This window comes from Aeromonas sp. QDB62 (genome assembly GCF_027705695.1).
Taxonomy (GTDB): domain Bacteria; phylum Pseudomonadota; class Gammaproteobacteria; order Enterobacterales; family Aeromonadaceae; genus Aeromonas; species Aeromonas allosaccharophila.
Window position 1 is genome coordinate 1 of record NZ_JAPDCD010000043.1, and the last position, 26,551, is coordinate 26,551.

Here is a 26,551-nt window from a genome sequence, read left to right on the forward strand (position 1 = left end):
GAAACCAATCAACAGGTTTCGGATTTTTACACATCAGGAGGATCGGTCAATGGATCCTTAACTGATCGGCATTAGGGGCAGCAGGGGGCTTTTCTGTTCGTGCTGGGAGGAACATCACATTTTTCTCGTTTATCCCGGGCAACTCCGTTAGACTGCGCCTCTATTCTTTCCCCTTTGCTCTGCTCCCCGGGGAAATCGTTGTTTTCTCAATAGGCCCAGATCTTGTGAGATGGCATCGGCTCAGCAGAGGAGCCCCACCACAAATCCCCGGCGCCACTATCCCTAGCAGGTAACTATGAGTTTTACTTCCCTCGGTCTGGCCGAACCCTTGTTGCGTGCCGTTGCCGAACAAGGCTACGACACCCCGTCTCCCATTCAGCAGCAAGCGATCCCCGCCGTTCTGGCTGGCCGCGATCTGATGGCGGCGGCCCAAACAGGGACCGGCAAGACCGCAGGCTTTACCCTGCCGATGCTGCAACGTCTGATGGAGAGCAAGCGCAAGGTTTCTCCGAACCGCATTCGTGCGCTGGTGCTGACCCCGACTCGCGAGCTGGCCGCCCAGGTGGGCGAGAGCGTGCGTAACTACGGCAAACACCTGCCGATGCGCAGCCACGTCGTGTTCGGCGGCGTCAGCATCAATCCGCAGATGATGGCGACTCGCCGTGGTCTGGACGTGCTGGTGGCCTGTCCCGGCCGCCTGATGGACCTCTACAACCAGAATGCCGTCAAGTTTGACGAAGTGGAGATCCTGGTACTGGACGAAGCGGACCGCATGCTTGACATGGGCTTTATCCGCGACATCCGCAAGATCCTGGCCCTGATGCCGAAGAAGCGCCAGAACCTGCTGTTCTCCGCGACCTTCGCCGACGAGATCCGCGAGCTGGCTACCGGTCTGCTGGATAATCCGGCGGTGATCGAAGTCGCCCCGCGCAACAGCACCGCCGAGCGTATCGAGCAGCTGGTTCACCCGTGCGACAAGGCCAACAAGATTGGCCTGCTGAGCCATCTGGTCACCAGCAACAACTGGCAGCAGGTACTGGTGTTCACCCGTACCAAGCACATGGCCAACCGCGTTGCCGAGACCCTCGACAAGAACGGCGTCAGCGCCGCCGCCATCCACGGCAACAAGAGTCAGGGTGCCCGTACCCGCGCACTGGCCGGTTTCAAGGATGGTAGCGTCAAGGTGCTGGTGGCGACCGACATCGCCGCCCGTGGTCTGGACATCGACAAGCTGCCGCAAGTGGTCAACTTCGAGTTGCCCAACGTGGCAGAAGATTACGTGCACCGTATCGGTCGTACCGGCCGTGCCGGTGCTGCCGGTCACGCCATCTCCCTGGTTGCTGCCGATGAAGGGAAGCTTATCAAGGCGATCGAGCGTCTGACCAAGCAGAACATTCCGTGCGAGCAGGTGGCCGGTTTTGAAGCCTCCCGCGAGACCCTGGACAACATCGCCCGTGGTATCGGCGCGCCGCTGCGCAAAGAGCCTCGTGATCCGAGCGAGCAGCGCCGCACCCCGCCGCGCCCGCAAGGTCAAGGCCAGCGTCAGGGTGCCGGTCGTTCTGCCTCTAATGGCAATGCAGGTGGCGCGCGTACCGGTAACGGTGGCAAGCCCAAGCCGCAAGGTGGTCAGCGTCCGGCTGATGGTGCTGGCAAACCGGCTCAGGCCCGTCGCCCCCGTCGCGCTACCCACAACCAGTAAGCGGCTCGGGAGTTTGGCTCCCCAGCTTTACGGTTGACTGAAAAAGCCCTGCCAATCTGGCAGGGCTTTTCTATTTCCTGTAGACAGGGTTTTGGTGGGACAGCGTAGCCTGCCGGCAAAACGTCAGGGGAGCAGCGCCGTGATCAGGATATGGGCCGCGCTCATCAGGATCACCGCGAAGGTCAGCCCCATTCCTGCGACTCGATAACGGAAGTTCTCCGGCGTGCGGCTCATGCCAAATGCATGGCAGAGGCGGCCAAGCAGCAAGGCGCTCCCCAGCAGATGGATAAGCCAGGGGGTCTGGTTGCCGGTTTCGACGAAATAGATCAGCAGCAGGGCGAGGGGGACATACTCGGCAAAGTTGGCGTGTACCCGCATGGCCCGCAGCATGGCGGGATCATCGCCATGGCCCAGCGCCACCTTGCGACTATGGCGGGTGCGAATGGTACGAATACTCAGCAACACAAAAAGCAGCGCGAGCAGGGCCGCGTAAACAGGCAGTATGGTCATGATATCTGGCTCCCGGTGTGATGATGTCGAGTCGCTTGTGACTTGATTTATATTGCTTGGCGTCTCAATGGTTTGCCTCTGAGGGTAGCAGTCATCTGTACCATATTGACCCGTCATATCGCGATGTTGCGAACGTTAAATCGACCTTAATAGCAAAAGCCCCACCAATATCCATTGGCGGGGCTTTTGCTATTAAGAGAATTGAATCTCGGCAAGGATTAGAGCGCTGGCAGCATTCCGAGGCTGACACTGACCTGTACGCCGACGATCAGCACCCCCATGGCGGCGGCCAGTCCCAGCGCCACTACGCCACCCGGGGCGCGGTAGTGGTGGGCTGGCGCCTGTTTGCGGCTCTGCCACACCAGCGCCACCGGCAACAGTACCGCGAGGATTGCCAGCGCAATGGCGGCGTAGCCGAGCGCCATGATAAAGCCCTGCGGGAAGTAGAGGGCAAACAGCAGGGGCGGCACAAAGGTGATCAGGCCAGTCTGGCTGCGGCCCTGCCAGTTATCCTTGCGATGGGTCGCCTTGGCCATAAAGTCGAACAGCCCCAGCGTCACCCCGAGGAAGGAGGTGGCGAGCGCCAGATCGGCAAACAGGTGCATCGCCTGATTAAACGCAGGCCAGCTTACCAGCTTGCCGACGTTGGCCAGCAGGCTGTCCAGCGCGCCACCGGTTTGCAGCAGGGCTTGCTGGCCGAGCAGACCGAGGATCGCCACCTGCCACAGCACGTAGAGGATCAGCGGCAGGGCAGAGCCCCAGACAAAGACCCGGCGCAGTTGCTTGGGGCAGTCACCGAGGTAGAGCATCACGCTCGGAATGGAGCCGTGAAAGCCGAACGAGGTGAAGATGACCGGCAGGCCCGCCAGCAACAAGCCCTGACCCAGCGGCATCGAGAGCAGATGTTGCCCCTCGGCGCGCGGCAGCAGCAGTGCCAGCACCGCCACCATGATCACCAGCTTGACGGTGAACATCAGCCGGTTGAGGTAATCCACCGAGCGGGTACCGACGCAGACCATGCCGCCAAACAGCAGGGTAAAGGCCCAGGCAGCCTGTTCCTGGGTCAGGGTCATGCCCGCATCTGCCAGCGCCTGTGCCAACAGGCTGCTGCCGCCGCTGATGTAGGCGGAGGCGAGCGAGTAGAACAACATCAGGATACAGAAGGAGGCAATGCGCTTGCCCCAGGGGCCGAGCAGATGATCCGCCAGCTGGTGCAGGTACCACTTGCCGGTGTTGAGGCTCGCTTCTACTTGCAGCATGGCAGTGAAGGCCATCAGGGCCCAGAGGCCGACCATCAGCATCAGGGTGGCGGGGCCGCCGAGGGAAGAGGAGGCCAGCGGCAGGGCCAGCATGCCGGCGCCTATAGTGGTGCCGGCGATCAACAGGGTACAACCCAGGGTTTTGGTATTCATGTTATCCATCCGAACGTAGCGGTGTCAGTGCAGACAGGTGGTGTCAGCAGTGACGTCAACAAGAGGGGTCAATTGGCGTTATCAGCAGGCGCCTCCGGGGATAAGGCCGGAGGCTGGCAATATCGGAACTGGAACATCTGTACCTAAAACCTGTCACTTGTAAAATATGGTTGCCACGTTAGCGGATCGAAATAGCGGAAACAACCCCTTTTATACGGATCTTGTGCTGGCTTGTGGCAATAAGTGGAAATAAATGATGACAGTGGTGGCTAATTGCAGAAAAAAGCACCGAAAAAACGACTGGCAAGGGGGCTCATAGATACAGACAAGCCAAGTAGCAGCAGCACAGATAGGGGCGCGGGGAGGGCCTTGTATTGATGTTGGCGTGGCGTTGAGGGGCAAAAGGGGTGTGGAGACCGGCTGTTTAGTCGGTCAGACATGCAGAGAAAGCAGAGCGTGCGGGCAGGGTTGTGGGGAGAAGCAATAAGGCTGCCGATGCTGGCAGCCTTATTGTCATCTGTTCTCTTTGCCCACCCATTGCCAGCAAACCTGATCTGCTACGGAGCGGGTTAGCGGCGGCGCTTGAGGGTGCGGCTTACATAGTGCAGCCCGCTTTGGTATTCGCCGTTCACCGCCTTGAGCGCCAGCTCCAGCGCCTGGCTCGCCAGTGCATCGTGCTGCTGGGGCAGGGAGTTGATGCCAAAGGGGAGAAAATCGAGCAGCCGATCGTCCCCGAAGGTGGCCATGGCAAGCTGGCTCATATCGGTCTCTTGTTCCAATAGATAGTCCAGCACTCCCTCCATCAGGATATAGGAAGTGGTGATCAGTGCCTCGGGCAACTGGCCCAGCTGCTGGTGCAGATCTTTGATCAGGCGATACCCCTCAAGGCGGGAGAAGTGATCCCCCTCGCACAGGTGGCGAGCCGCGCTGTGACTGGCGACCGCCTGCTCGAAACCGACTTTGCGCTCCTGGCTGATCGTGAGTGCTGGCAGCGCGGTGATCAAGGCGATATGGCGTAAGGTAGGGGTGAGCAGGGAGCTGGTGAGATCAAAGCTCGCCTTCTCGTTTTCACTGGCGACGGTGACGAACTGGTCGGCGGCCATGGCACGGTCGATGGCGAGGATCTGGCTGCCTTGTGCCTGCAATTTGCCGTAGAAGGGGTCATCGGGGGGCAGACAGCTGGCCACCAGCAGGGCGTCCACATGTCGGCTCACCAGCATCTGAGCCAACTCTTTTTCGGTGGCGGGATCATCTTCCGAGCAGACGATAAGCAGCTGATAACCCTGCGACCGCGCCCCCTGTTCCAGCCGTTTGGCCAGCTTGGCGTAACTGGCGTTTTCAAGGTCGGGCAGGATAAAGCCCAGAGTCTTGGTCTGGCCGCCACGCAGGGAGGCGGCGCGGCTGTCCGGCTGGTAGTTGTGGGCGGTGACCACTGCCATCACCTTGTCACGGGTAGCCTGGCTGATGCGGTATTGGTCGGCCTTGCCATTGATCACATAGCTTGCCGTGGTGCGCGAGACACCGGCGAGGGCGGCGATTTCATCCAGTTTCATCATATTGGCTCTGTTTGAGTTGCAAGGCCCACGGTCACTGCCGGGTGAGGGCACCGAAAAGTGTGCGCGGGATCATATCATTGAAAAGCACTCTTTGTGGGTACTTGATCAATTCGCTGAAACGATTCAGTCTGAGTGTAGGTGAAACGATTCAGCCTGTCAGCAACGAAGAGACCCAGTGGCCTGAAAATCAGGCACCGATCACAGACAACCGCGATCGGGTCTATTGTCAGCTGGCGAGTTACTCGAATGTTCAATTGTGATCTACCGGTACGGCCGGAACCTGATGGAGAGTCTCTATGTTGAAGTTGGCGCGAGAGCAGATCTTGCTGGGGCAGACGGCGGTGACCAAGTCGGACGCCATTGCCCTGCTGGCAGGCAAACTGACCGAAGCCGGTCTGGTGGAAGCGGGCTATGTGGATGGGATGCTGGCCCGCGAGGCGCAACATGCCACCTATCTTGGCAGCGGCATCGCCATTCCTCACGGCACCACCGACACCCGCCATCTGGTGAAGAGCACCGGCGTCATGGTGGCCCAGTTCCCCAACGGTATCGAGTGGGATGAGGGGCAGATTGCCTACGTCGCGATCGGGATTGCCGCCAAGTCCGATGAGCATCTGGGCATTTTGCGCCAGCTCACCCATGTGCTGGGTGACGAGCAGGCGGCCGCGCAATTGAAAGAGGCTACCGATACCGACACCATCATCAACATCCTGACCGGTGCCACTGCCGCCAAAGAGGTGCAATACCTGACCCTGGCTGACTTCCCGGCCGATGATCGCGACCAGCTGCTGCTGGGTGCGGCCGCCCGCGCCAAGTCTGCTGGCTGGGGGGATGCCGCCATGGTGACGGCGCTGCTGGCAAGCGATCCCGCCTATCTGGGCGAGGGAGTCTGGCTGGCCCGTGCGCAAGCGGCCCAGACCGGTTGGGTGCTGGCCACCCCGAGCAGTGAACTGCTCGCTGGTGATCTGCCGGTCAGCGCCCTGCTGCTGCTGTGCGCCGCAGATAGCAGCCATCTGCCGCAACTGGAGAATCTGGCCAAACTGGCAGCGGCCGGTCAACTTGCCACGCTGGCGGGTAGCGACGCTCTGGCCATGCTGCAAGCGGGCCCCGCGAGCGGCCTCAGTGAAACCTTCACTATCATCAACCCCCACGGCCTGCACGCCCGTCCGGGCGCCATGCTGGTCAAGGTGGCCAAAGAGTTTGAATCCGACATCCGGGTTGCCAATCTGGATGGCAGCGGCGAAGCGGTCTCCGCCAAGAGCCTGATGAAGGTGATCGGCCTTGGCGTCAAGTGCGGTCACCGTCTGGCGTTTCGCGCCGAAGGAGCGGATGCCGAAGCCGCCCTCAAGGGGATCGGTGAGGCCATCGCCGCCGGCCTGGGCGAGGGGGCTCATTGATGAAGATTGTCACCATTACCCTCAACCCTGCCCTTGATCTCACCACCCGTCTCGAGGCGATGAGCCTGGGCGAGGTCAATCTGGTGGGCGAGGCCAACCTGCGTGCGGCGGGCAAGGGGATCAACGTCGCCATGGTGCTCAAAGATCTGGGCCGCGAGGTGGGTGTGACCGGCTGGCTTGGCGCTGACAATGAACAGAGTTTTGTCTCCCTGTTTGCAGATCGAGCGCTGGATGATCATTTTGTGCGCGTGGCAGGCAGCACCCGCATCAACGTCAAGATCTCCGAGCAGTCCGGTCGGGTCACCGATCTCAATCTGCCGGGGCTCACTATCCATGAAGGGGAAGTGAGCGCCCTTGAGCAGGCCATCGATGAGCTGGCAGCGCAGGCGGAGTGGTTCGTGCTGGCGGGCAGTCTGCCCAAAGGGGTGGCCCCCGATTACTGCGCCCAACTTATTCGCCTGCTCAAGGCCAAGGGCAAGCAGGTGATCTTCGATTGCAGCGGCGCGGCGTTAAGCGAAGGGATCAAGGCGGCGCCGACCCTGGTCAAACCTAATCTGGAAGAGCTGAGCCAGTGGGCGGGCCGCCCCATCAAGACCCTGAGCGAGCAGGCCGAGTGTGCCCGCGCGCTGCAGGCAAGCGGCATCCCCAACGTGGTGATCTCCAACGGCGCCGATGGCCTCATCTGGTTTGCCCCGGATGCCGTCTGGCAGGCGATTCCGCCGCGGATGCAGGTGGTCAGCACGGTCGGTGCTGGCGACTCCCTGGTCGCCGGTCTCGCCCATGGTCTGAGCCTTGGCTGGGCGCCGGAGCAGACCCTGCGGCTGGCCACCGCCGTCTCGGCCTTGGCGGTCAGTCAGGTGGCGGTCGGTTTTAGCGATATCAGTGTGCTCAACCCCTTACTTGAACAGGTGCGCGTACAGCCTCTGGATGAGCTGGCACCGGTTCAATGCAATACCCCCTCAATGGAAAACTCAGGAGATGCCCAATGAAAGCAATCTTGGTTACGGCTTGCCCTGCGGGCATTGCCACCAGCTTTCTCGCTGCAAAACGGATAGAACAGCAGGCCAAACTGGCTGGCTGGGAACTCACCCTCGACGTCGGCTCCAGCGTGCAACCGCGCCAGATCCCCTCAAAAGAGCAGATTGCCGCCGCCGATCTGGTGCTGGTTGTCGCCAGCGCCCCAGTGGATCTCGCTGCCTATGATGGCAAGCGGGTCTATCAGGGCAGCATGGATCTCGCACTGCAAGATCCGGCTGCCTTGCTGGAAGCCGCAACCAGCGGTGCCAGCGTCTATCGTCATCAAGCCGCTCCCGCAGCAGCTAAACCCGCCGCCGCTGGCAAGCGCATCGTCGCAGTCACCGCATGCCCGACCGGTGTGGCTCACACCTTTATGTCGGCGGAAGCGCTCGAGACCATGGCCAAGCAGCTGGGTCATCAGATCCGCGTCGAGACCCAAGGCTCGGTCGGTGCCCAGAATGCCCTGACTGCCGAAGAGATTGCATCTGCCGATCTGGTGTTCCTCGCCACCGATATCGAAGTGGACATGGCCCGTTTCGATGGCAAGCAGGTCTATCGCACCAGCACGGGCGCTGCGCTCAAGAAAACTCGCGCCGAGCTCGACAAGGCGTGGAACGAGGCAAAACTGTATCGCCACAGTGGCGGCAGCCAGCCCAAGAAAGAAGAGAAGGCTGGCCCCTACAAGCATTTGCTGACCGGTGTCTCCTTTATGCTGCCGATGGTGGTGGCGGGTGGTCTTATCATCGCGCTCTCGTTTGTGTTCGGTATCGAAGCGTTCAAGGTGGAAGGCACCCTGGCCGCCGCCCTGATGAAGATCGGTGGTGGCTCCGCTTTTGCCCTGATGATCCCGGTGCTGGCCGGTTACATTGCCTACTCCATCGCTGACCGTCCGGGTCTCGCCCCCGGCATGATCGGCGGTATGCTGGCAAGCTCGCTGGGCGCCGGTTTTCTTGGCGGTATCGTGGCCGGTTTCCTGGCCGGTTACAGCGCCAAGTACCTGAGCGACAAGGTGCGCCTGCCGACCACCCTGGAAGCGCTCAAGCCGATCCTTATCATTCCGTTGGTGGCCAGCCTCTTTACCGGTCTGGTGATGATCTACGTGGTGGGTGGTCCGGTGGCTGGCATCATGAATGCCATGACCGAGTTCCTCAACAACATGGGCTCTGCCAACGCCGTGCTGCTTGGTGTCATCATCGGCGCCATGATGTGCTTCGACATGGGCGGCCCGGTCAACAAGGCGGCTTACGCCTTCGGTGTCGGCCTGCTGGCCTCCAAAACCTACGCCCCGATGGCAGCGGTGATGGCCGCCGGTATGGTGCCGGCACTGGGGATGGGGATCGCCACCTTCCTGGCCCGTACCAAGTTCATCAAGGCGGAGCAGGAAGCGGGCAAGGCCTCCTTCGTACTGGGTCTGTGCTTTATCTCCGAGGGGGCCATTCCGTTTGCAGCCAAGGATCCGATGCGGGTCATCCCGGCCTGCATGGTGGGCGGCGCCCTGACCGGTGCGCTCTCCATGCTGTTTGGCTGCGAGCTGATGGCGCCCCACGGCGGTCTGTTCGTGCTCTTTATCCCGCACGCCATCAGCAACGTCATGATGTATATCGTGGCCATTGCCGCAGGCTCGCTGCTGACCGGTGTCTCCTACGCCATGCTCAAGCGCGGTGAAGTGCAGGCCAAGCTGGCGGCAGCCTGAGTGGTGTAGCGTAAGTAAATGCAATCAATAACAAAGCGGCCTTCGGGCCGCTTTTGGTTTCGTGTGGGGACGTTTTTCATGATGGTCGTAAACAGGTAAGGAAGGAGCTTAAAAATCCCAACCCGCTTGATCCGGTTGCTCGGTTTGTGTCCCTTCCTGTGCCTTGCGGCGAGCGGCGTCGACCCGGGCTTTGCGGTTGCGGCACAGGCGCATCACCTCCTGCTGCTCGGCAGGGGTCATGGTGAGCCAGTTGAAACGCTCCTCGCGATTGCGCAGGCACCCCTTGCAGTAGCCCTTGTTGTTCACTTCGCAGACCCCGATGCAGGGGCTCTGCAGCGGGAAGATTTCGAGCTGTTCCATCCATCACCTCGCACATCCTGTCACCTTGTTATAACCCAGTGGATCCCCTTTGGAGAAATCCTGCTTCAAGTGATTGATGTCGTTTGCTTTCCCCCTGCAAATTTGGCATCTTCCCCGCCGAGCATGGCTCTTGGCGTTATATGAGGACATATGAACAAACACGCGTACTGGCTGACCGCCGCAGTGCTGGGACTGGCCGGTTGTGCGGGCAACTCTGATAAAGCAGATGTGCCCAAAAAACAGACCGACAACAGATGCTTTCTTAACTGCGAGGTGCCGGAAAATCTGGGCAAGCAGTATCTGGACGGGACCCTGCCAGAGGATTTGGTGAGGGTGGAGCGAGTCAATAGTCGTGCGCGTGCCGACTACAGCAAGTTTGGCCCGCAAAGCCGACTGGTATTGCAGCGCTCCGGCAAGATGACCCGCCGTTATGGCGAGCTCTATCACCAGCTCTCCCGTTGGGTTGCCAATGGCGGCAATCCTGCCGACATCACCCGTTACGGCATCAGCCTGGCCCAGCTGGGCGGCGCCGATCGCATGGGCAACGTGCTGTTTACCGGTTACTACTCGCCGGTGCTGGAGGTGCGTCACCGTCCGGATGCCAAGTACAAGTATCCCATTTATGCCATGCCCAAATGTGGCGGCAGCTGTCCGACCCGCGCCCAGATCCATCAGGGGGCGCTGGCCAACCGCGGGCTGGAGCTGGGCTACAGCAAGTCTCTTATCGACAACTTCCTGATGGATGTGCAGGGCTCCGGCTTTGTCCACTATGGCGATGACGATCGACTGCAATATCTGGGCTACAGCGGCAAGAACGGTCACGGTTACGTCAGTATCGGCCGGGTGCTTATTGATCGCGGTGAAGTGCCTAAAGAGCAGATGTCGATGAAGGCCATCAAGGAGTGGGCCAATAGTCAGCCGGAGGAGAGCGTCAAGGAGCTGGTGGAGCAGAACCCCTCCTATGTCTTCTTCGAACGTCGGCCCACCAATGACGTGATCGGCGCGGCCGGTATCCCGCTGCTGCCGCTGGCGGCTGTTGCCGCCGACAAGACCCTATTGCCGATGGGCACGCCGATCCTCGCCGAAGTCCCCTTGCTCGATAAAGAGGGCAACTGGACCGGCAAGCACCAGCTGCGGCTGTTGATTGCGCTGGATGTGGGCGGGGCGGTGAAGAAGGGTCACCTCGATCTCTACCACGGCATGGGCGAGAAGGCCGGTGTCGCGGCGGGTCACTACAAGCACTTTGGCCGTGTCTGGAAGCTGGGCCTGCACCACGGGCCGACTGCCGCCCCCTGGTTGTAATCCTCTGAGGGGCCGGGCGTCTGTAATCGGGCGCCCGAGCAAAGATGAAGAGACAAAAAAGCCGCCGGATTGCTCCGGCGGCTTTCTATTTTGTGCGAGTTGCAAGCCTGTGGCAGCGTCAGCTCTTTTGGATATCCAGCCGGATGGTGCCGACCGGCTTGCAGCAGCAGGGCAGGCACTCCCCCTGGGCGACAAATGCCAGTGGCACCGCAGGATAGTGTACTTGGCCAGCCAGCAGCGGAGTGCGGCAGGCGCCGCAATAGCCGCTGCGGCACTGGAACTCGACCCGATGGCCATGGCGCTCCAGGGTTTCCAGCACGCTTTCGCCGGGATGGGCGTGCAGCACGGCACCATCCCGGGTATGTACCCGTGGTGCCACGATCGCCTGCTGTTCGGTAGGCGCGTGCGGGGCAGGGGTCAGCGTGTTGGTGGCATCACTCAAAGCTCGAAATCACCCAGGTCGTCAGCATTCACTTCGCTGTCGATCTGACCGACCAGATAGGAGCTTACCTCTACCTCTTGCGGGGCGACCTGTACGTTGTCGGATGACAGCCAGGTGTTGATCCAGGGGATCGGGTTCTGCTTGGTACCGGCAAAGGCTGGCTGCAGGCCGACCGCGCTCATGCGCAGGTTGGTGATGTACTCCACGTACTGGCAGAGGATGTCCTTGTTCAGGCCGATCATGGAGCCGTCCCGGAACAGGTACTCGGCCCACTCTTTCTCCTGAATGGCTGCTTCCTTGAAGATCTCGAAGCAGGCTTGTTCGCACTCGGCGGCGATCTCGGTCATCTCGGGGTCATCCTGACCGGTGCGCATCAGGTTCAGCATGTGCTGCGTCCCGGTCAGATGAAGTGCTTCGTCACGGGCGATCATCTTGATGATCTTGGCGTTGCCTTCCATCAGTTCGCGCTCGGCGAAGGCAAACGAACAGGCGAAGCTGACGTAGAAGCGGATCGCTTCCAGCGCGTTGACGCTCATCAGGCACAGATAAAGCTTCTTCTTCAGCCCGCGCAATGTGATGGTTACTTCGCGGCCTGCAACAGTATGGGTCCCTTCACCGTGCAGGTTGTAGAGCGCGGTCGACTCGATCAGATCGTCGTAGTAGTGGCTGATGGAGCCAGCGCGCTTGAGGATCTGCTCGTTAGTCACGATATCGTCGAACACCTGGGCCGGTGAGTTGACGATATTGCGGATGATGTGGGTGTAGGAGCGAGAGTGGATGGTCTCGGAGAAGGCCCAGGTCTCAATCCAGGTTTCCAGCTCCGGAATGGAGACCAGCGGCAGCAGGGCGACGTTCGGGCTGCGGCCCTGGATGGAGTCCAGCAGGGTCTGGTACTTCAGGTTGGAGATGAAGATGTGCTGCTCGTGCGGCGGCAGGGCCTGATAGTCGATGCGATCGTGGGAGACATCCACCTCTTCCGGGCGCCAGAAGAAGGAGAGCTGCTTCTCGATCAGGCGCTCGAACACTTCGTGCTTTTGTTGATCATAACGGGCTACGTTGACCGATTGGCCAAAAAACATCGGCTCTTTGAGCTGGTCGTTTTGGGTTTGGCAGAAAGTTGAATAGGCCATGGTTACCAGAATATGTGAATAGAGAAAACAGGAGAGCGGGAGCTTCATGCTCCCGCCCGGTTATCAGATCTTGCCGTGACTTAGATTTTGCAAGCCCCGCCAGCGCAACCGTCATCTTGCAGATCGGTCTGGGCATCGTCTGCACCATCACGGGTGTTGTGATAGTACAGGGTCTTGAGGCCGTATTTGTAGGCGGTCAGCAAGTCCTTCAGCAGCTGTTTCATCGGCACCTTGTTGCCTTCGAAACGGGCCGGATCGTAGTTGGTGTTGGCAGAAATAGCCTGATCCACAAACTTCTGCATGATACCGACCAGCTGCAGGTAGCCGTCAACGCTCGGTTGCTTCCAGAGCAATTCGTATTGATCTCTCAGGCGATCATACTCGGGCACCACCTGTTTGAGAATGCCGTCTTTGGAGGCCTTGACCGAGACCAGGCCGCGCGGCGGCTCGATGCCGTTGGTGGCGTTGGAGATCTGGCTGGAGGTCTCGCTCGGCATCAGGGCGGTCAGGGTGGAGTTGCGCAAGCCCACGGACTTGATATCGGAACGCAGGCTTTCCCAATCCAGATGCAGCGGCTCATTGCACAGTACATCCAGATCCTTTTTATAGGTATCGATGGGCAAAATGCCCTGAGCGTAAGTGGTCTCGCCAAACAGCGGGCAGGGGCCGAACTCGCGAGCCAGCTGCACGGAGGCTTTCAGCAGGTAGTACTGAATGGCCTCGAAGGTGCGGTGAGTCAGCGCCAGGCCGGAGCCGTCAGAGTAACGGGCACCGTTTTTGGCCAGGTAGTAGGCGTAGTTGATGACGCCGATCCCCAGGGTGCGACGACCCATGCTGCCCTTCTTGGCGGCGGCAATCGGGTAGTCCTGATAGTCGAGCAGGGCATCGAGGGCTCGCACGGCCAGATCGGCCATCTCTTCCAGATCTTCCAGCTTCTCGATGGCACCGAGGTTGAAGGCGGAGAGGGTGCACAGGGCGATTTCGCCGCTCTCGTCGTCGATGTTGTTGAGCGGCTTGGTCGGCAGCGCAATCTCGAGGCAGAGGTTGGACTGGCGCACCGGCGCGACGCTCGGGTCGAACGGGCTGTGGGTGTTGCAGTGATCGACGTTCTGGATGTAGATGCGACCGGTACCGGCACGCTCCTGCATCATCAGGGAGAAGAGATCCACCGCCTTGAGGGTTTTCTTGCGAATAGCGGGATCCTGCTCGTACTTGACGTAGAGCGCTTCGAACTTGTCCTGATCGGCGAAGAAGGCATCGTACAGACCCGGCGCATCGGACGGGGAGAACAATGTGATGTCACCGCCCTTGATGAGGCGCTGGTACATCAGCTTGTTGATCTGCACGCCGTAGTCCATGTGACGAACCCGGTTCTCTTCCACGCCGCGGTTGTTCTTCAGCACCAGCAGGCTTTCCACTTCGGTGTGCCACAGCGGGTAGAACAGGGTCGCGGCACCGCCGCGCACGCCGCCCTGGGAGCAGCACTTCACCGCAGTCTGGAAGTATTTGTAGAAGGGGATGCAACCGGTGTGGAACGCTTCGCCACCACGGATGGGGCTGCCCAGACCGCGGATGCGACCGGCGTTGATGCCGATACCGGCGCGCTGGGAAACATAACGCACGATGGAGCTGGCGGTGGCGTTGATGGAGTCCAGGCTGTCATCGCACTCGATCAGCACGCAGGAGCTGAACTGACGGGTCGGTGTGCGCACGCCGCTCATGATCGGGGTCGGCAGCGAGATCTTGAAGGTCGAGACCGCATCATAGAAGCGCTTGATGTAGTCCAGACGGGTATCTTTCGGATACTTGGAGAAGAGGCAGGCCGCTACCAGCATATAGAGGAACTGCGGGCTCTCGTAGATCTCGCCGGTGACGCGGTTCTGCACCAGATATTTGCCTTCCAGCTGTTTGACTGCCGCGTAGGAGAAATCCATATCGCGCCAGTGATCCAGATGGGTGTTCAGCGCTTCAAATTCGGCTTGGGTGTAGTCTTCCAGCAGGTGTTTGTCGTACTTGCCCATGTCCACCAGACGAGCCACGTGCTGGTAGAGGTGGGGCGGTTCGAACTGGCCGTAGGCCTTCTTGCGCAGGTGGAAGATGGCCAGACGGGCTGCCATGTACTGGTAGTCCGGGGTCTGCTCGGAGATGAGGTCAGCCGTCGCCTTGATGATGGTTTCGTGAATGTCGGCGGTACGGATGCCGTCATAGAACTGGATGTGGGATTTGAGCTCTACCTGGGAGACCGACACGTTGTCGAGACCCTCGGCGGCCCAGTCCAGCACGCGGTGAATTTTATCCAGATCGATGGGTTCTTTGTGTCCGTTACGCTTCGTCACAAACAAGTTCATTGGCTGATGACCTTCAGTTGATTCCCGAAAAACCATCGCACAACGGCACCACTCTGGCCCCTGCGGTGTGCGGGAGTTGGGTAGAGATTGTGCGATGAATCACAAGATGTAGTGTTATTTTAAGTTCGAGCTACAAGATAGTGAGGTCGGCCCGCCATTGCAATGTGTGGATAAGTGACGAGCTGTGGATAAATTGTGAGTCTTGCCCCATCAGTTAGTGACCGCTCACAGTGAGCGGGTTTTCATTCGTCCACTCCGCTAAATGCAAGTCTCACGATCGAAGATGGAAAATTTAAATAACTTTTTTTGCTTGCGAAACGGGGGGCTTTTTACTAGCAAACGGAGGCTGATTATCCCTTATGCAACAAGGGTCAAAAGCTGTCCAGTTGTCGCAGCCGCGCGGTCAGCGGGCCAAGGGCTTTACATCAGACGATGGCGGTTTGTGGCCTGACAGTTACGACAGGTTGCTTGTCAAATGGGTATCCAATAGGCGGTAAGCTGTCTTTATTATCCATGAATAGAGGCGTGATGGCGGCGCAGGTTGCGGGAGCGTAAAGGAAGAGATTCAAGGGGGCGGGGAATCTCTCTCCGCCCCGTTATTGCACGTTACACGGTCAGGCTGCGCGTCACACCTTGGCCGTCAGCTCGTAGCGCAGCCAGTGGTGCAGAGCCTGCACGGTATCGAAGTGCAGATCGGCGCCCCACGCGGCAGGATCCTCGTTATCGCTCAGATAGCCCCAGCCGGCAACGGCCGTACGCATGCCCGCATTGCGGCCCGCTTCGATGTCCCGCACATGATCCCCCACATAGAGGCAGTGAGCCGCCTCGACCCCCAGCTTCTCGCAGGCAAAATACATAGGGGCGGGGTCGGGTTTGCGTACCGGCAGGGTGTCGGCGCTGACGGTGACGCCGCAGCTGGCAAGCTGTGGCAGGGCCGCCAGCAGCGGCTCGGTGAGAAAGGCCGGCTTGTTGGTGACGATGCCCCAGGGCAGCGCTTTTTCATCCAGCCACTCGATGAGATCCACCATCCCTTCATAGGGGCGGGTACCGATGCAGAGATTGGCCGCGTAGTAGTCGAGCAGGGCATTGCGCAGACGGGTGGCACCCAACTCCTCAAGCAGTTCGTCGCCGAGGCCTGCCTTGAGCAGCCCGAGCGCTCCGTGGGAGGTGGTCTGACGAATAATGTCGTCAGAGAGCGGCGCAAAGCCTTCGCTTATCAGCACATGGTTGACGGCGGCGCCCAGATCCGGGGCCGTGTCGAGCAGGGTACCGTCCAGATCGAACAGCACGCAGCGCAGAGGCACAGGGTGAGAGGCGCTCATCAACCGTGCTCCGGGCGGACAAACTCCACCATATAGTTGACGTCAACATTCTTGCCGAGCTTGAACTGGTTGGTGAGGGGGGCGTAGTGGACGCCGCTCATGTCCCGCACCAGCAGGCCAGCCGCTTCACCCATGCGGCACAGTTCGGCCGGGGTGATGAACTTTTTGTGGTCGTGGGTCCCCTTGGGCACCATTTTCATCAGATACTCGGCCCCGAGGATCATCATCAGATAGGCCTTCGGGTTGCGGTTGATGGTGGAGACAAACACCCGGCCACCCGGGCGAACCAGGGTTGCGATGGCGCGCAGCACGGAGGCCGGGTCCGGCACATGCTCCAGCATCTCCATGCAGGTGACCACGTCATACTGGCCGGCGGCCTCCAAGGCATGAGCTTCGGCGGTGATCTGGCGATATTCGAGCTCGACACCCTGCTCCAGCGCGTGCAGGCGGGCGACCCCTAGCGGCTCCTTGCCCATGTCGATGCCGGTTACCTTGGCGCCACGGCGCGCCATGCTCTCGGAGAGGATGCCACCACCACACCCGATATCGAGCATGCGCTTGCCAAACAGACCGCCACTTTTGTCGGTGATCCAGTCAAGGCGTACCGGATTGATTTGATGCAGGGGTTTGAATTCACCTTCCATGTCCCACCAGCGGGAGGCGATGGCGTCAAACTTGGCGATTTCTGTCAGATCGACATTGGCGTCACTGTGCATTTTTCGAAGATCCTGTGGCCGGGCGCCCGGTTGTGAGTCATGGGCGCAATCTATTGTCCTGGCGGGCATTATAACGGACGGACTTTGTCACACCAGCCCGATCTGATACCCGATTTGTGGCTTAAGGTATTTGGCTCAGTGTGTTACCATGTCGCGCTGTTTAAGCCAAAGAACAACTAATTAGGGATAAGGCTTTCTATGAGCGATCTGGCCAGAGAGATCACGCCGGTCAACATCGAAGAAGAGCTCAAGAGTTCCTATCTTGATTACGCCATGAGCGTGATCGTAGGACGAGCTCTGCCGGATGTGCGTGATGGCTTGAAACCGGTTCACCGCCGCGTTCTGTTTGCAATGAACGAGTTGGGGAACGACTGGAACAAGCCCTATAAAAAATCGGCCCGTGTGGTCGGTGACGTAATCGGTAAATATCACCCGCACGGCGATATCGCTGTGTATGACACCATTGTCCGGATGGCGCAGGATTTCTCCATGCGTTACATGCTGGTCGATGGTCAGGGCAACTTCGGTTCAGTCGACGGCGACAGCGCCGCGGCCATGCGTTATACCGAAGTGCGGATGGCCCGCATCTCCCACGAGTTGCTGGCTGATCTGGACAAAGAGACCGTGGACTGGGTGCCGAACTATGACGGCACCGAGATGATCCCGGCTGTCATGCCCACCAAGGTTCCCAACCTGTTGATCAACGGCTCCTCCGGTATTGCGGTGGGCATGGCGACCAACATTCCGCCTCACAACCTCACCGAGATAGTCAATGGCTGTCTGGCGTTGATTGAGAATGGCGACCTCACCATCGATGAGTTGATGACCTATATCACCGGGCCTGATTTCCCCACCGGCGGCATCATCAACGGTCGTTCCGGCATCGTGCAGGCTTACCGCACCGGTCGTGGTTCCGTCTATGTGCGCGCCAAGGCCGAAGTGGAAGTGGACGACAAGACCAGTCGCGAGACCATCATCGTTCACGAGCTGCCTTATCAGGTGAACAAGGCGCGGTTGATCGAAAAGATCGCCGAGCTGGTCAAAGAGAAGAAAATTGAGGGCATCAGTGCCCTGCGCGATGAGTCTGATAAAGACGGCATGCGCATTGTTATCGAGATCAAACGTGGCGAGTCTGGCGAGATTGTGCTGAACAATCTCTACAAGCACACCCAGCTGCAAACCACGTTCGGCATCAACATGGTGGCGCTCGATAACAACCAGCCCAAGGTGATGAACCTTAAAGAGATCCTGGATGCGTTCCTGCTGCACCGCCGTGAAGTGGTGACTCGCCGGACCGTGTTCGAACTGCGCAAGGCGCGGGATCGGGCCCATATCCTTGAAGGTCTGGCGGTTGCGCTGGCCAACATCGATCCCATCATCGAGCTTATTCGTCACAGCGCGACGCCGGCCGATGCAAAAGCGGGCCTGGTTGCCAAGGGCTGGGAACTCGGCAACGTGGCGTCCATGCTGGAGAAAGCGGGCGACGACGCGGCGCGGCCAGAGTGGCTGGAGCCGGAGTTTGGCATTCGTGAAGGTCAATACTTCCTGACCGAACAGCAAGCCCAGGCCATCCTTGACCTGCGTCTGCACAAGCTGACCGGCCTCGAGCACGAGAAGATCCTGGAAGAGTACCAATCTCTGCTGGATCTGATCGCCGAGCTGCTGCACATCCTGGCGAGCCCGACTCGTCTGATGGAAGTGATCCGCGATGAGCTGCTGGCCGTGCGCGAGCAGTATGGCGACGAGCGTCGCACCGAGATCAGCATGTCCAGTGCCGAGATCAACATCGAAGATCTGATCACCCCGGAAGACGTGGTGGTTACCCTGTCTCACCAGGGCTATGTGAAGTATCAGCCGCTCTCCGACTACGAGGCCCAGCGCCGCGGTGGTCGTGGCAAGTCGGCCACCCGGATCAAGGAAGAGGACTTTGTGGAACGTCTGCTGGTGGCCAACACCCACGACACCATTCTGTGCTTCTCCACCCGCGGCAAGGTCTACTGGCTCAAGGTTTACCAGCTGCCGGAAGCGTCCCGTGGCGCCCGTGGTCGTCCGATCATCAACCTGCTGCCGCTGGAAGAGGGTGAGCGTATCACCGCCATCCTGCCGGTGAAGGAATATGATGCCGAGAAGTATGTGTTCTTCGCCACCGCCAACGGTACCGTGAAGAAGACCAGCCTCTCTGACTTCAGTCGTCCGCTCTCCTCCGGTATTCGTGCCATCAACCTCAAAGAGGGTGATGAGCTGATCGGGGTGGATATCACCGATGGCAGCAACGAGATCATGCTCTTCTCCGATGCGGGCAAGGTCGTTCGCTTCGCGGAAGGCAGCGGTCGCGCTGATGCCGATGTCAGCGATGACGTTGAAACCGACGACGATGCCGGCAATGACGATGATGGCAGCGACAACGGCGAAGGTACCGAAAGCAAGGGCACCTTCAAGGGCGTACGCCCGATGGGTCGTACCGCAGCCGGTGTGCGCGGCATCAAGCTGGGCGCCGGTGACAAGGTGGTTTCCCTCATCGTTCCGCGCGGAGTTGGAGCTATCCTCACTGCGACCGAGAACGGTTACGGCAAACGTACCGCACTCGACGAGTACCCGACCAAGAGCCGTGGTACCCAGGGCGTTATCTCCATCAAGGTGGATGAGCGCAATGGCAAGGTGATCGATGCGATCCAGGTCGAAGATACCGACCAGATCATGCTGATCACCAACGGCGGCACTCTGGTGCGTACCCGTGTTGCCGAGGTGAGCGTCATTGGCCGTAACACCGGCGGTGTCCGTCTGATCCGTACCGGTGAAGACGAGACCGTGGTTGGCCTGCAGCGCATCGCCGAGAGCGACGAAGACGAGAACGACGCTCTGGCCGTTGACGGTGAGGTATCTGAAGGTACCGATACCGCGACCGGCACTGATGCGGTCGATGCAGGGGAAGCGGGCGACGAGTAATCGTCTTCAGTTTACCTGAGCAACTTCTCTGATCAAAAAGAGCGACCCTGGTGGTCGCTCTTTTTATTTGTCTGCCTTTTTATGACTGCCAGATGAAAGTAGGGCAGGGTGTTGGCCTGATCACTCCTGCAGCCACATTCTGGCGCTGCGGGCGGGAATGGCGACCCGTACCCACTGGCTCTGCACGTTGACCGCGGCGCCTTGGTCGAGCACGTCCAGATAGTTGCGATACCAGTTCATCTCGAACTTGGCGGTATCGAGCCAGTACTCCTGCTCGTCGTCGCACTTGTTGATACCGACCAGCCCCTGCTTGCCCCGTTTGAACAGCACGAAGCAGTCGCCGCTGCCGACCAACTGCATCGGCTGACCCTGCACCGCATTGTGAAAGCGGATCATTCCCTTGAGATCGGCGCGCAGGTAGTAATCCTGCCAGCGCAGGCCGTCCTTGGCCTGGGTCTCGCCGTGATCCGAATAGACCAGCGGTGAGCCACCATCGCGCCCGAGCAGGTAGGCATAGGCCAGCTTCTCGTCTGTCTGGCTTAAGACCTGATAGCGGAAACCGTCGTTGGTGGGGATGTCGTGGGTCACGGCAAAGGTGACGGCGCGGCTACCCGGCAGGGCCTGACCATAGGCACCCGGATCCGCCAGCAGGTTCATGCTGCCACCGTAACTGAACGCCCCGCGCAGGGAGGCAAACAGCGGAAAGTCATAGGCACCCTGACCGCTGTTGTCGAGGTAGGGTTTGAGGAAGCGCTCGTAATCGGTGCTGCCGGCGCCCCCTGTGGTGATCACCTCGCCAAACACATGCATCCCCTGTTTGATCTCGGGGGTGAACACGGCATTGATCTGGTAATCGCTCATGTGTTTGACCGCATCGACCCGAAAGCCCTTGATCCCCATCCCCTTGAGCGCCTTGAGATAGGCCTGCTGCTGGCTCACCACCCAGTTGTTGGGATCAAGATCCGGCAGCCCCTTGTCACCCGCGCCGCCACACAAGCGCCAATACTGGACATGGCCCGGATCGCTCCAGTCGCTGATGCAGCCTTCAGGATGAAAATCGGCGGCGGCCAGCAGGTTTTGTCCCAGATCGCCAAACAGCTTCTGGCGCTCGAAATAGGTTGGGTTGGCGGCGTACTGACCAAGCAGTTCGCTACCGGGGTAGTTGAGGTCCTGGCGCTTCCAGCTCTCGTTGGCCATGTGGTTGAGCACCACATCGGCATAGACGGCTATGCCCCGAGCCTTCATGGCGGCGAGCAGTTGCTCGAGCTCCTGCTTGTTGCCAAGGGGGGAGTCGACAAGGCGCAGATCCTGCGGTTGATAGCGTGCCCACCACTCGTTGCCCGAGGACTTCAGGGGCGGTGAGATGAGTACCTGTTTGTAACCGGCCGACTTGATAAGGTCGGCTTTGGCCGTCACTTCACTGTACTTCCAGTTGAAGGCGTGCAGTATGACGTCGGCGTGCGCCAAGGGAGCGATCAGCATGCCTGCGATCGCCCATATTCCCGCTGTGTGTTTCATTATTGTGTCCCTGTTTTTATATATGCCTGAATGGGCAAGCCAGCTTTGGCGGGAACAAGGTGGGCTGCAATCCATAACCTGCAGATTTGTGACCGCTTTCAGGGTGATTTCGCCGAATATGTGAGCTGTTTCGGTTTTTCCACGCCATGGCCCGTTGCTTTTTTCAAGTGATTTTTTTGTCATTTCCCTGTCATTCCCAGCCGCTATCCTGCCGGGCGAGTGGTGCGCCGTTGCCATCACCTTCACCGTCAGGAGCTGCATATGACCAGTTGGATCACGTGGGAAATTTGGTGGAGCCGGGTATGGGGAGCGTCAGAGGTGCCGCAGTATGGAGAGGATGAGCACGAAGTGGCCCATGAACCCTCGCGACTGCCGGTTGAAATGGTGCAACAGGGTCGGGATCAGCGAGCAGGCTAAGGCGCTTGCCCTGTCTTTACCGGATGGCGCGATCATGTCGTGACATAGCTAATCCGTTGGAAAATTCGGAAAAGCGGGGTTCCTACAGGATGTGTCGCGGCAGGTCTTCCTCTCGACCTCTTGGCAGGCAAGGGCTGTGCGCCTGATGTGTGAAGGGCGTGAGCAGGGGGATTAGAAGAGCGACAGCTGCTCCCCGGGGCGGATAAACCCATCCAGCCTGAGCTGAATATGGCGTTTGCCAAGCCCAAGGCGCTTGCTGATGAGGCGAAAGCGCTGGGCCAGCAGATCGGCAAAATGTCCCTCGCCGCGCATGCGGGTGCCGAAGGCGGTACTGTTGAGCCCGCCACCGCGGCTGGCCCTCAGTTGATTCAAAATAGCCTCCTTCTGGCCCAGATAGTGGGTATCGAGCCAGTCACCAAATAGCGGTGCCAGCTCGTGGGGCAGCCGCAATAGGATGTAATCGGCGCAGCTGGCGCCCGCCTCGGCGGCCGATTTGATGATCTGCTCCAGCTCCGGCTCATTGAGCCGCGGGATCATGGGGGCGGCCAGTACCCCTACCTGCACGCCAGCGTTGGCCAGCTTTTCGATCACTTTCAAGCGCCCTGCGCCCGTGCTGGCGCGGGGCTCCAGCTGTCGCCGCAGGGTTTCGTTCAAGGTCGTCACCGACACCATCACCTGACACAATCCCTCTCTGGCCAGCTCGGTCAACAGATCGAGGTCACGCAAGATCATGGCGCTCTTGGTTATGAGGCCGACCGGATGGCGATGGGCCAACATCACTTCCAGCAACTGCCGGGTGAGGCGATAGCGCTGCTCGATGGGTTGGTAGGGGTCGGTATTGGCGCCAATGACGATGGTCTGTGGTTGATAGGCCGGTTTGGCAAACTCCCGACGCAGCAGATCGGCTGCATTGCGTTTGGCAAACAGCTTGCTCTCGAAATCGAGGCCGGGGGAGAGCTCCAGATAGGCGTGACTGGGTCTGGCATAGCAGTAGATACAGCCATGTTCACACCCCTGATAGGGGTTGATGGAGCGACCAAAGGGCACATCCGGCGAGCTGTTGTAGCTGATGATGCTGCGTGCATCGATCTCCCGTACCTCGGTGCCAGGCACAGAGGGGGTGAAGGCGGCATCCCAATTGGACGATTGCCAGCCATCGTCGACCGCTTCGACAAGGGGACCGCTAAAACGGTGATCGATATTGTGGGGGCTGCCTCGTCCTGCCATGGTGCGCACCGATACTGGTTATGCATACAGTTATTTTGCAGGCACCCCGGATAAATGACAACTATTGCTGAGCGACCGGGTGCAAAAAGGGTTGTCGCAGGGATCTCTTGCTTGATCGAGACGCTACATTTCGTTTACATAGACGAAATGAGAACTGGATCACGGAAATTATCATGAGCCCCACCACTTCCCGTTGGCTATTTATCGGCCTGCTTGCCCTGGTTATCTGGCGTCTGCTCCCGCTCTCTACCGAGCAGGAGATGGCTGCAGCCAACCGTGCCTGGCGTACCGGTCACTTCGATGAGGCAACCCGGATCTGGTCGCCACTGGCCAATCAAGGCCAACCCCGGGCACAAGCCCTGATGGGCTGGAGTCATGAGGTGGGGCAGGGGAGCGAGCAGGATATCCATCAGGCCATCAGCCTCTATCGCCAGTCGGCGCAGGCGGGGGATCCCTTCGGCCAATATCGGCTGGCGGATGCCTATCTGCGCGGCGCCGGTGTGAAGCGGGATCTGCGCCAAGCATTTCACTGGATGGATCTTGCGGCACGTAATGGCGATGTCCCGGCCATGCTGAAAGTCGGCGTACTTCATCTGATGGGGGTCAGCGGCAGGGTCGATCTGCCTCAGGCGAAACAGTGGCTCTATCAGGCGGCGCAAAAGGGCAACAAGCTGGCGCTTCAGGTGCTGCAGGAGCTGGCGCTGGCCGAGGAGGGCAGCAGTGGCTTTGACTTCAACTGGCAATCCCTGCTTGGCGAATAGTCGGCAAGCGACTCATTTGGCTGTAGAAAATATCTGCAAATCCGATACAGCACGCCTGAGTTCTGGTAGCATGGGGCCGTTTTGGCTTGGTTTGTCACGTTAGACATGCGGTTTACGTGTCAGGCCGTCTTCGCAAAGTGCTGTGGAGAACCAGAACATCACCCATTTCGAATTTATTTTCCATCCCGCATGTGACCTTTGGTAGGGGTCACCACTGTATAAGGAAACACATAATGCCAATCATTACTCTGCCTGACGGCAGCCAACGTCAATTTGCCCACTCTGTTTCCGTCATGGATGTGGCCGCGGACATCGGTCCCGGTCTCGCCAAGGCGTGCATTGCCGGTCGGGTAAACGGTGAACTGGTGGATGCGTGCGAGCTGATCGAAGCCGATGCTGCGCTGGCCATCATCACCGCCAAAGACGAAGAAGGTCTGGACATCCTGCGCCACTCCTGCGCCCACTTGCTGGGTCACGCTATCAAGCAACTCTGGCCCCAGACCAAGATGGCCATCGGTCCTGTCATTGACAACGGTTTTTACTACGACGTTGATCTTGACCGCACCCTGACCGATGAAGATCTGGCTGCCCTGGAAGAGCGCATGCTGGCGCTGGTAGCCAAGGATTACGACGTCATCAAGAAGAAAGTCTCCTGGCAAGAAGCGCGCGATGTATTCGAGGCGCGCGGCGAGTCTTACAAAGTCGAAATCCTGGATCAGAACATTGCCCGTGATGACCAGCCAGGTCTCTATCATCACGAAGAGTACATCGACATGTGTCGCGGCCCGCACGTGCCCAACATGCGTCACTGCCACCACTTCAAGTTGCTGAAGATGTCCGGCGCCTACTGGCGTGGCGACTCCAACAACAAGATGCTGCAGCGTATTTACGGTACCGCCTGGGCTGACAAGAAGCAGCTCAAGGCCTATCTGCAGCGTCTGGAAGAGGCCGCCAAGCGCGACCACCGCAAGATCGGCAAGCAGCTCGACCTGTATCACATGCAAGAAGAAGCGCCCGGTATGGTGTTCTGGCACAACGATGGCTGGACTATCTTCCGTGAGCTGGAAACCTTTATCCGCGGCAAGCTCAAAGAGTACGACTATCAGGAAGTGAAAGGTCCGTTCATGATGGATCGCGTGCTGTGGGAGCGTTCAGGTCACTGGGAAAAATACGCCCAGGCCATGTTCACCACCCAGTCCGAGAACCGCGAGTACGCCATCAAGCCGATGAACTGCCCGGGTCACGTCCAGATCTTCAACCAGGGTTTGAAGTCCTACCGCGATCTGCCGCTGCGTATGGCCGAGTTTGGCTCCTGCCACCGCAACGAGCCGTCCGGTTCCCTGCACGGTCTGATGCGAGTGCGCGGCTTCACTCAGGATGATGCCCACATCTTCTGTACCGAAGAGCAGATCATGGAAGAGGTCTCTGGCTGTATTCGTATGGTCTATGACGTTTACGGTACCTTTGGCTTCGAGAACATCGTGGTCAAGCTCTCCACTCGTCCCGAGCAGCGTATCGGCTCCGACGAAATGTGGGATCGCGCCGAGAAAGCACTGGCCGAAGCGCTGGAGCTCAACGGTCTGAAGTACGATCTGCAGCCGGGTGAGGGGGCGTTCTACGGTCCCAAGATTGAATTTACCCTGCACGATTGCCTTGATCGTGCGTGGCAATGTGGTACCGTGCAGCTCGACTTTGCCCTGCCTGGTCGCTTGGGTGCCACTTACGTGGGTGAAAACAACGAGCGTCATGTCCCTGTGATGATCCACCGGGCCATCCTGGGTTCTATCGAACGTTTCATCGGTATTCTGACAGAAGAGTACGCCGGTCTGTTCCCGACCTGGTTGGCGCCGACTCAGGCTGTGGTCATGAATATCACGGATAATCAGGCCGATTATGCGGTGAAAGTAGCCAAAGCATTGAATGATGCGGGCATTCGCGCAAAAGCGGACTTGAGAAATGAGAAGATTGGCTTTAAAATCCGCGAGCATACTTTGAAACGAGTACCTTTCATGCTGGTCTGCGGCGATAAAGAAGTTGAAGCCGGTAAGATTGCAGTACGGACTCGTAAAGGGGCTGACTTGGGCACTTATCCTGTTGAAGAGTTCATCGCTCTGTTGACCCAGGAAGTTCAGACCCGCGGACAAAAGAAAGTGGAGGAATAAGCTATAAAAGGCGGAAAAAAACTGGGCAAGCAACCGCAAGCCCGCGCTCACCGGATCAATGAAGAGATCCGTCTGAAAGAAGTTCGTCTGACTGGTCTGGATGGTGAAGCCATCGGCATCACCACCATTCAGGATGCTCTGAACTTGGCCGCAGAGGCCGGAGTTGATCTGGTCGAGATCAGTCCAAATGCTGAGCCGCCCGTTTGCCGGATCATGGATTACGGCAAATTCCTCTACGAAAAGAGCAAAACAACCAAAGAACAGAAGAAAAAGCAGAAAGTCGTCCAGGTCAAGGAAATCAAATTCCGTCCTGGCACTGACGAAGGCGACTATCAGGTAAAACTACGCAACCTGGTTCGCTTTCTGGAAGACGGGGACAAGGCTAAGGTCACCCTGCGCTTCCGTGGTCGTGAAATGGCCCACCAGGATCTTGGTATCAAGGTTCTGGAGCGCGTCAAGAACGATCTGGAAGAGTTGGCCGTAGTCGAGTCGTTCCCGAAAGTCGAAGGCCGTCAAGCTGTGATGGTCCTCGCACCTAAGAAGAAATCTTAAGGCCCACAAGAAATTGACTCATGGGGCTCGCCCCATGAGTCGGTTCGCCTTGCGATTTTGTTGT

At 59.2% G+C, this 26,551-nt stretch carries 21 protein-coding genes; 10 read left to right on the plus strand and 11 right to left on the minus strand.

The features are described 5' to 3' along the window. The first annotated feature begins 295 nt into the window (after positions 1-295). Entirely contained in the window at positions 296-1,699 is a 1,404-nt protein-coding gene (locus tag OKC27_RS18390; protein WP_042657388.1) for a DEAD/DEAH box helicase, read from the plus strand. Between the two features lie 123 nt (positions 1,700-1,822). On the opposite strand, the gene OKC27_RS18395 is transcribed toward OKC27_RS18390, so the two are convergent. The 3 genes from OKC27_RS18395 to cra form a co-directional block, all read right to left on the minus strand. After that, a complete protein-coding gene (locus OKC27_RS18395; protein ID WP_270806565.1) occupies positions 1,823-2,209 on the minus strand; it encodes an MAPEG family protein in 387 nt (128 codons plus the stop codon). 218 nt (positions 2,210-2,427) lie between these two features. Continuing rightward, on the minus strand, positions 2,428-3,621 hold the full coding sequence (locus tag OKC27_RS18400; protein WP_270806566.1) for an aromatic amino acid transport family protein: 1,194 nt from the start codon (positions 3,619-3,621) through the stop codon (positions 2,428-2,430). A 569-nt stretch (positions 3,622-4,190) separates the two neighbouring features. Next, positions 4,191-5,177, minus strand: coding sequence for a catabolite repressor/activator (cra, locus tag OKC27_RS18405; protein ID WP_270806567.1), 987 nt, complete (start codon positions 5,175-5,177; stop codon positions 4,191-4,193). Positions 5,178-5,473: 296 nt separating this feature from the next. Between cra and fruB the strand changes: the two genes are divergently transcribed. Genes fruB through fruA form a run of 3 tightly spaced genes read left to right on the plus strand, consistent with a single transcriptional unit; the run spans position 5,474 to position 9,284 of the window. Then, positions 5,474-6,574: a fused PTS fructose transporter subunit IIA/HPr protein gene (gene fruB, locus OKC27_RS18410; RefSeq protein WP_270806568.1), complete on the plus strand. Its 1,101-nt coding sequence runs from the start codon at positions 5,474-5,476 to the stop codon at positions 6,572-6,574. Beyond that, a complete protein-coding gene (gene pfkB, locus OKC27_RS18415) occupies positions 6,574-7,563 on the plus strand; it encodes a 1-phosphofructokinase (RefSeq protein WP_270806569.1) in 990 nt (329 codons plus the stop codon). The genes fruB and pfkB overlap by 1 nt, the downstream gene beginning before the upstream one ends. Beyond that, on the plus strand, positions 7,560-9,284 hold the full coding sequence (gene fruA / locus OKC27_RS18420; RefSeq protein ID WP_270806570.1) for a PTS fructose transporter subunit IIBC: 1,725 nt from the start codon (positions 7,560-7,562) through the stop codon (positions 9,282-9,284). The genes pfkB and fruA overlap by 4 nt, the downstream gene beginning before the upstream one ends. Positions 9,285-9,392: 108 nt before the next feature. Here fruA and OKC27_RS18425 read toward each other — a convergent pair whose 3' ends face one another. Next, positions 9,393-9,644, minus strand: a complete 252-nt coding sequence (locus OKC27_RS18425; protein ID WP_182937498.1) for a DUF1289 domain-containing protein — start codon at positions 9,642-9,644, stop codon at positions 9,393-9,395. 150 nt (positions 9,645-9,794) lie between these two features. Here OKC27_RS18425 and mltA point away from each other — a divergent pair, with 150 nt between their 5' ends. Then, complete coding sequence (gene mltA / locus OKC27_RS18430; RefSeq protein WP_058052612.1) at positions 9,795-10,946, plus strand: murein transglycosylase A; 1,152 nt, start codon at positions 9,795-9,797, stop codon at positions 10,944-10,946. Between the two features lie 118 nt (positions 10,947-11,064). On the opposite strand, the gene yfaE is transcribed toward mltA, so the two are convergent. From yfaE to ubiG, 5 genes are all read right to left on the minus strand, one after another. Continuing rightward, positions 11,065-11,388, minus strand: a complete 324-nt coding sequence (gene yfaE, locus OKC27_RS18435; RefSeq protein ID WP_270806571.1) for a class I ribonucleotide reductase maintenance protein YfaE — start codon at positions 11,386-11,388, stop codon at positions 11,065-11,067. After that, positions 11,385-12,518, minus strand: coding sequence for a class Ia ribonucleoside-diphosphate reductase subunit beta (nrdB, locus tag OKC27_RS18440; RefSeq protein ID WP_270806586.1), 1,134 nt, complete (start codon positions 12,516-12,518; stop codon positions 11,385-11,387). The genes yfaE and nrdB overlap by 4 nt, the downstream gene beginning before the upstream one ends. 80 nt (positions 12,519-12,598) lie before the next feature. Then, positions 12,599-14,866: a class 1a ribonucleoside-diphosphate reductase subunit alpha gene (gene nrdA / locus OKC27_RS18445; RefSeq protein ID WP_270806572.1), complete on the minus strand. Its 2,268-nt coding sequence runs from the start codon at positions 14,864-14,866 to the stop codon at positions 12,599-12,601. Between the two features lie 626 nt (positions 14,867-15,492). After that, positions 15,493-16,188: an HAD family hydrolase gene (locus OKC27_RS18450; protein ID WP_270806573.1), complete on the minus strand. Its 696-nt coding sequence runs from the start codon at positions 16,186-16,188 to the stop codon at positions 15,493-15,495. Next, positions 16,188-16,904 carry a bifunctional 2-polyprenyl-6-hydroxyphenol methylase/3-demethylubiquinol 3-O-methyltransferase UbiG gene (gene ubiG / locus OKC27_RS18455; protein ID WP_058052608.1) on the minus strand — a complete coding sequence of 239 codons (717 nt, stop codon included), beginning with the start codon at positions 16,902-16,904 and terminating at the stop codon, positions 16,188-16,190. The genes OKC27_RS18450 and ubiG overlap by 1 nt, the downstream gene beginning before the upstream one ends. 198 nt (positions 16,905-17,102) lie before the next feature. On the opposite strand from ubiG, the gene gyrA reads away from it, so the two are divergent. Then, positions 17,103-19,850, plus strand: coding sequence for a DNA topoisomerase (ATP-hydrolyzing) subunit A (gyrA, locus tag OKC27_RS18460; protein WP_270806574.1), 2,748 nt, complete (start codon positions 17,103-17,105; stop codon positions 19,848-19,850). A 120-nt stretch (positions 19,851-19,970) separates the two neighbouring features. Here the strand turns inward: gyrA and OKC27_RS18465 are convergent, their stop codons facing one another. Next, positions 19,971-21,368 (minus strand): alpha-amylase family protein, encoded by a 1,398-nt coding sequence (locus OKC27_RS18465; RefSeq protein WP_270806575.1) that lies wholly within the window; start codon positions 21,366-21,368, stop codon positions 19,971-19,973. Positions 21,369-21,629: 261 nt separating this feature from the next. On the opposite strand from OKC27_RS18465, the gene OKC27_RS18470 reads away from it, so the two are divergent. Further along, positions 21,630-21,785 carry a hypothetical protein gene (locus OKC27_RS18470; protein WP_162851499.1) on the plus strand — a complete coding sequence of 52 codons (156 nt, stop codon included), beginning with the start codon at positions 21,630-21,632 and terminating at the stop codon, positions 21,783-21,785. Positions 21,786-21,956: 171 nt separating this feature from the next. Here the strand turns inward: OKC27_RS18470 and OKC27_RS18475 are convergent, their stop codons facing one another. Next, a complete protein-coding gene (locus tag OKC27_RS18475; protein ID WP_270806576.1) occupies positions 21,957-23,012 on the minus strand; it encodes a PA0069 family radical SAM protein in 1,056 nt (351 codons plus the stop codon). Positions 23,013-23,185: 173 nt separating this feature from the next. Here OKC27_RS18475 and OKC27_RS18480 point away from each other — a divergent pair, with 173 nt between their 5' ends. The 3 genes from OKC27_RS18480 to infC all read left to right on the plus strand — a co-directional run bounded on the left by OKC27_RS18480 (position 23,186) and on the right by infC (position 26,487). Beyond that, complete coding sequence (locus OKC27_RS18480; RefSeq protein WP_234601374.1) at positions 23,186-23,773, plus strand: tetratricopeptide repeat protein; 588 nt, start codon at positions 23,186-23,188, stop codon at positions 23,771-23,773. A gap of 233 nt (positions 23,774-24,006) precedes the next feature. Then, on the plus strand, positions 24,007-25,935 hold the full coding sequence (gene thrS / locus OKC27_RS18485; protein ID WP_111808229.1) for a threonine--tRNA ligase: 1,929 nt from the start codon (positions 24,007-24,009) through the stop codon (positions 25,933-25,935). A 21-nt stretch (positions 25,936-25,956) separates the two neighbouring features. Further along, positions 25,957-26,487 (plus strand): translation initiation factor IF-3, encoded by a 531-nt coding sequence (gene infC, locus OKC27_RS18490; protein WP_205422431.1) that lies wholly within the window; start codon positions 25,957-25,959, stop codon positions 26,485-26,487. The last annotated feature ends 64 nt before the right edge of the window (positions 26,488-26,551 follow it).

Bases quoted from the DNA above. Each gene is read 5' to 3' on its own strand.
- OKC27_RS18390 (WP_042657388.1), top strand. From the start codon at position 296: ATGAGTTTTACTTCCCTCGGTCTGGCCGAACCCTTGTTGCGTGCCGTT.
- OKC27_RS18395 (WP_270806565.1), bottom strand. From the start codon at position 2,209: ATGACCATACTGCCTGTTTACGCGGCCCTGCTCGCGCTGCTTTTTGTG.
- OKC27_RS18400 (WP_270806566.1), bottom strand. From the start codon at position 3,621: ATGAATACCAAAACCCTGGGTTGTACCCTGTTGATCGCCGGCACCACT.
- cra (WP_270806567.1), bottom strand. From the start codon at position 5,177: ATGATGAAACTGGATGAAATCGCCGCCCTCGCCGGTGTCTCGCGCACC.
- fruB (WP_270806568.1), top strand. From the start codon at position 5,474: ATGTTGAAGTTGGCGCGAGAGCAGATCTTGCTGGGGCAGACGGCGGTG.
- pfkB (WP_270806569.1), top strand. From the start codon at position 6,574: ATGAAGATTGTCACCATTACCCTCAACCCTGCCCTTGATCTCACCACC.
- fruA (WP_270806570.1), top strand. From the start codon at position 7,560: ATGAAAGCAATCTTGGTTACGGCTTGCCCTGCGGGCATTGCCACCAGC.
- OKC27_RS18425 (WP_182937498.1), bottom strand. From the start codon at position 9,644: ATGGAACAGCTCGAAATCTTCCCGCTGCAGAGCCCCTGCATCGGGGTC.
- mltA (WP_058052612.1), top strand. From the start codon at position 9,795: ATGAACAAACACGCGTACTGGCTGACCGCCGCAGTGCTGGGACTGGCC.
- nrdB (WP_270806586.1), bottom strand. From the start codon at position 12,518: ATGGCCTATTCAACTTTCTGCCAAACCCAAAACGACCAGCTCAAAGAG.
- nrdA (WP_270806572.1), bottom strand. From the start codon at position 14,866: ATGAACTTGTTTGTGACGAAGCGTAACGGACACAAAGAACCCATCGAT.
- OKC27_RS18450 (WP_270806573.1), bottom strand. From the start codon at position 16,188: ATGAGCGCCTCTCACCCTGTGCCTCTGCGCTGCGTGCTGTTCGATCTG.
- ubiG (WP_058052608.1), bottom strand. From the start codon at position 16,904: ATGCACAGTGACGCCAATGTCGATCTGACAGAAATCGCCAAGTTTGAC.
- gyrA (WP_270806574.1), top strand. From the start codon at position 17,103: ATGAGCGATCTGGCCAGAGAGATCACGCCGGTCAACATCGAAGAAGAG.
- OKC27_RS18465 (WP_270806575.1), bottom strand. From the start codon at position 21,368: ATGAAACACACAGCGGGAATATGGGCGATCGCAGGCATGCTGATCGCT.
- OKC27_RS18470 (WP_162851499.1), top strand. From the start codon at position 21,630: ATGACCAGTTGGATCACGTGGGAAATTTGGTGGAGCCGGGTATGGGGA.
- OKC27_RS18475 (WP_270806576.1), bottom strand. From the start codon at position 23,012: ATGGCAGGACGAGGCAGCCCCCACAATATCGATCACCGTTTTAGCGGT.
- OKC27_RS18480 (WP_234601374.1), top strand. From the start codon at position 23,186: ATGAGCCCCACCACTTCCCGTTGGCTATTTATCGGCCTGCTTGCCCTG.
- thrS (WP_111808229.1), top strand. From the start codon at position 24,007: ATGCCAATCATTACTCTGCCTGACGGCAGCCAACGTCAATTTGCCCAC.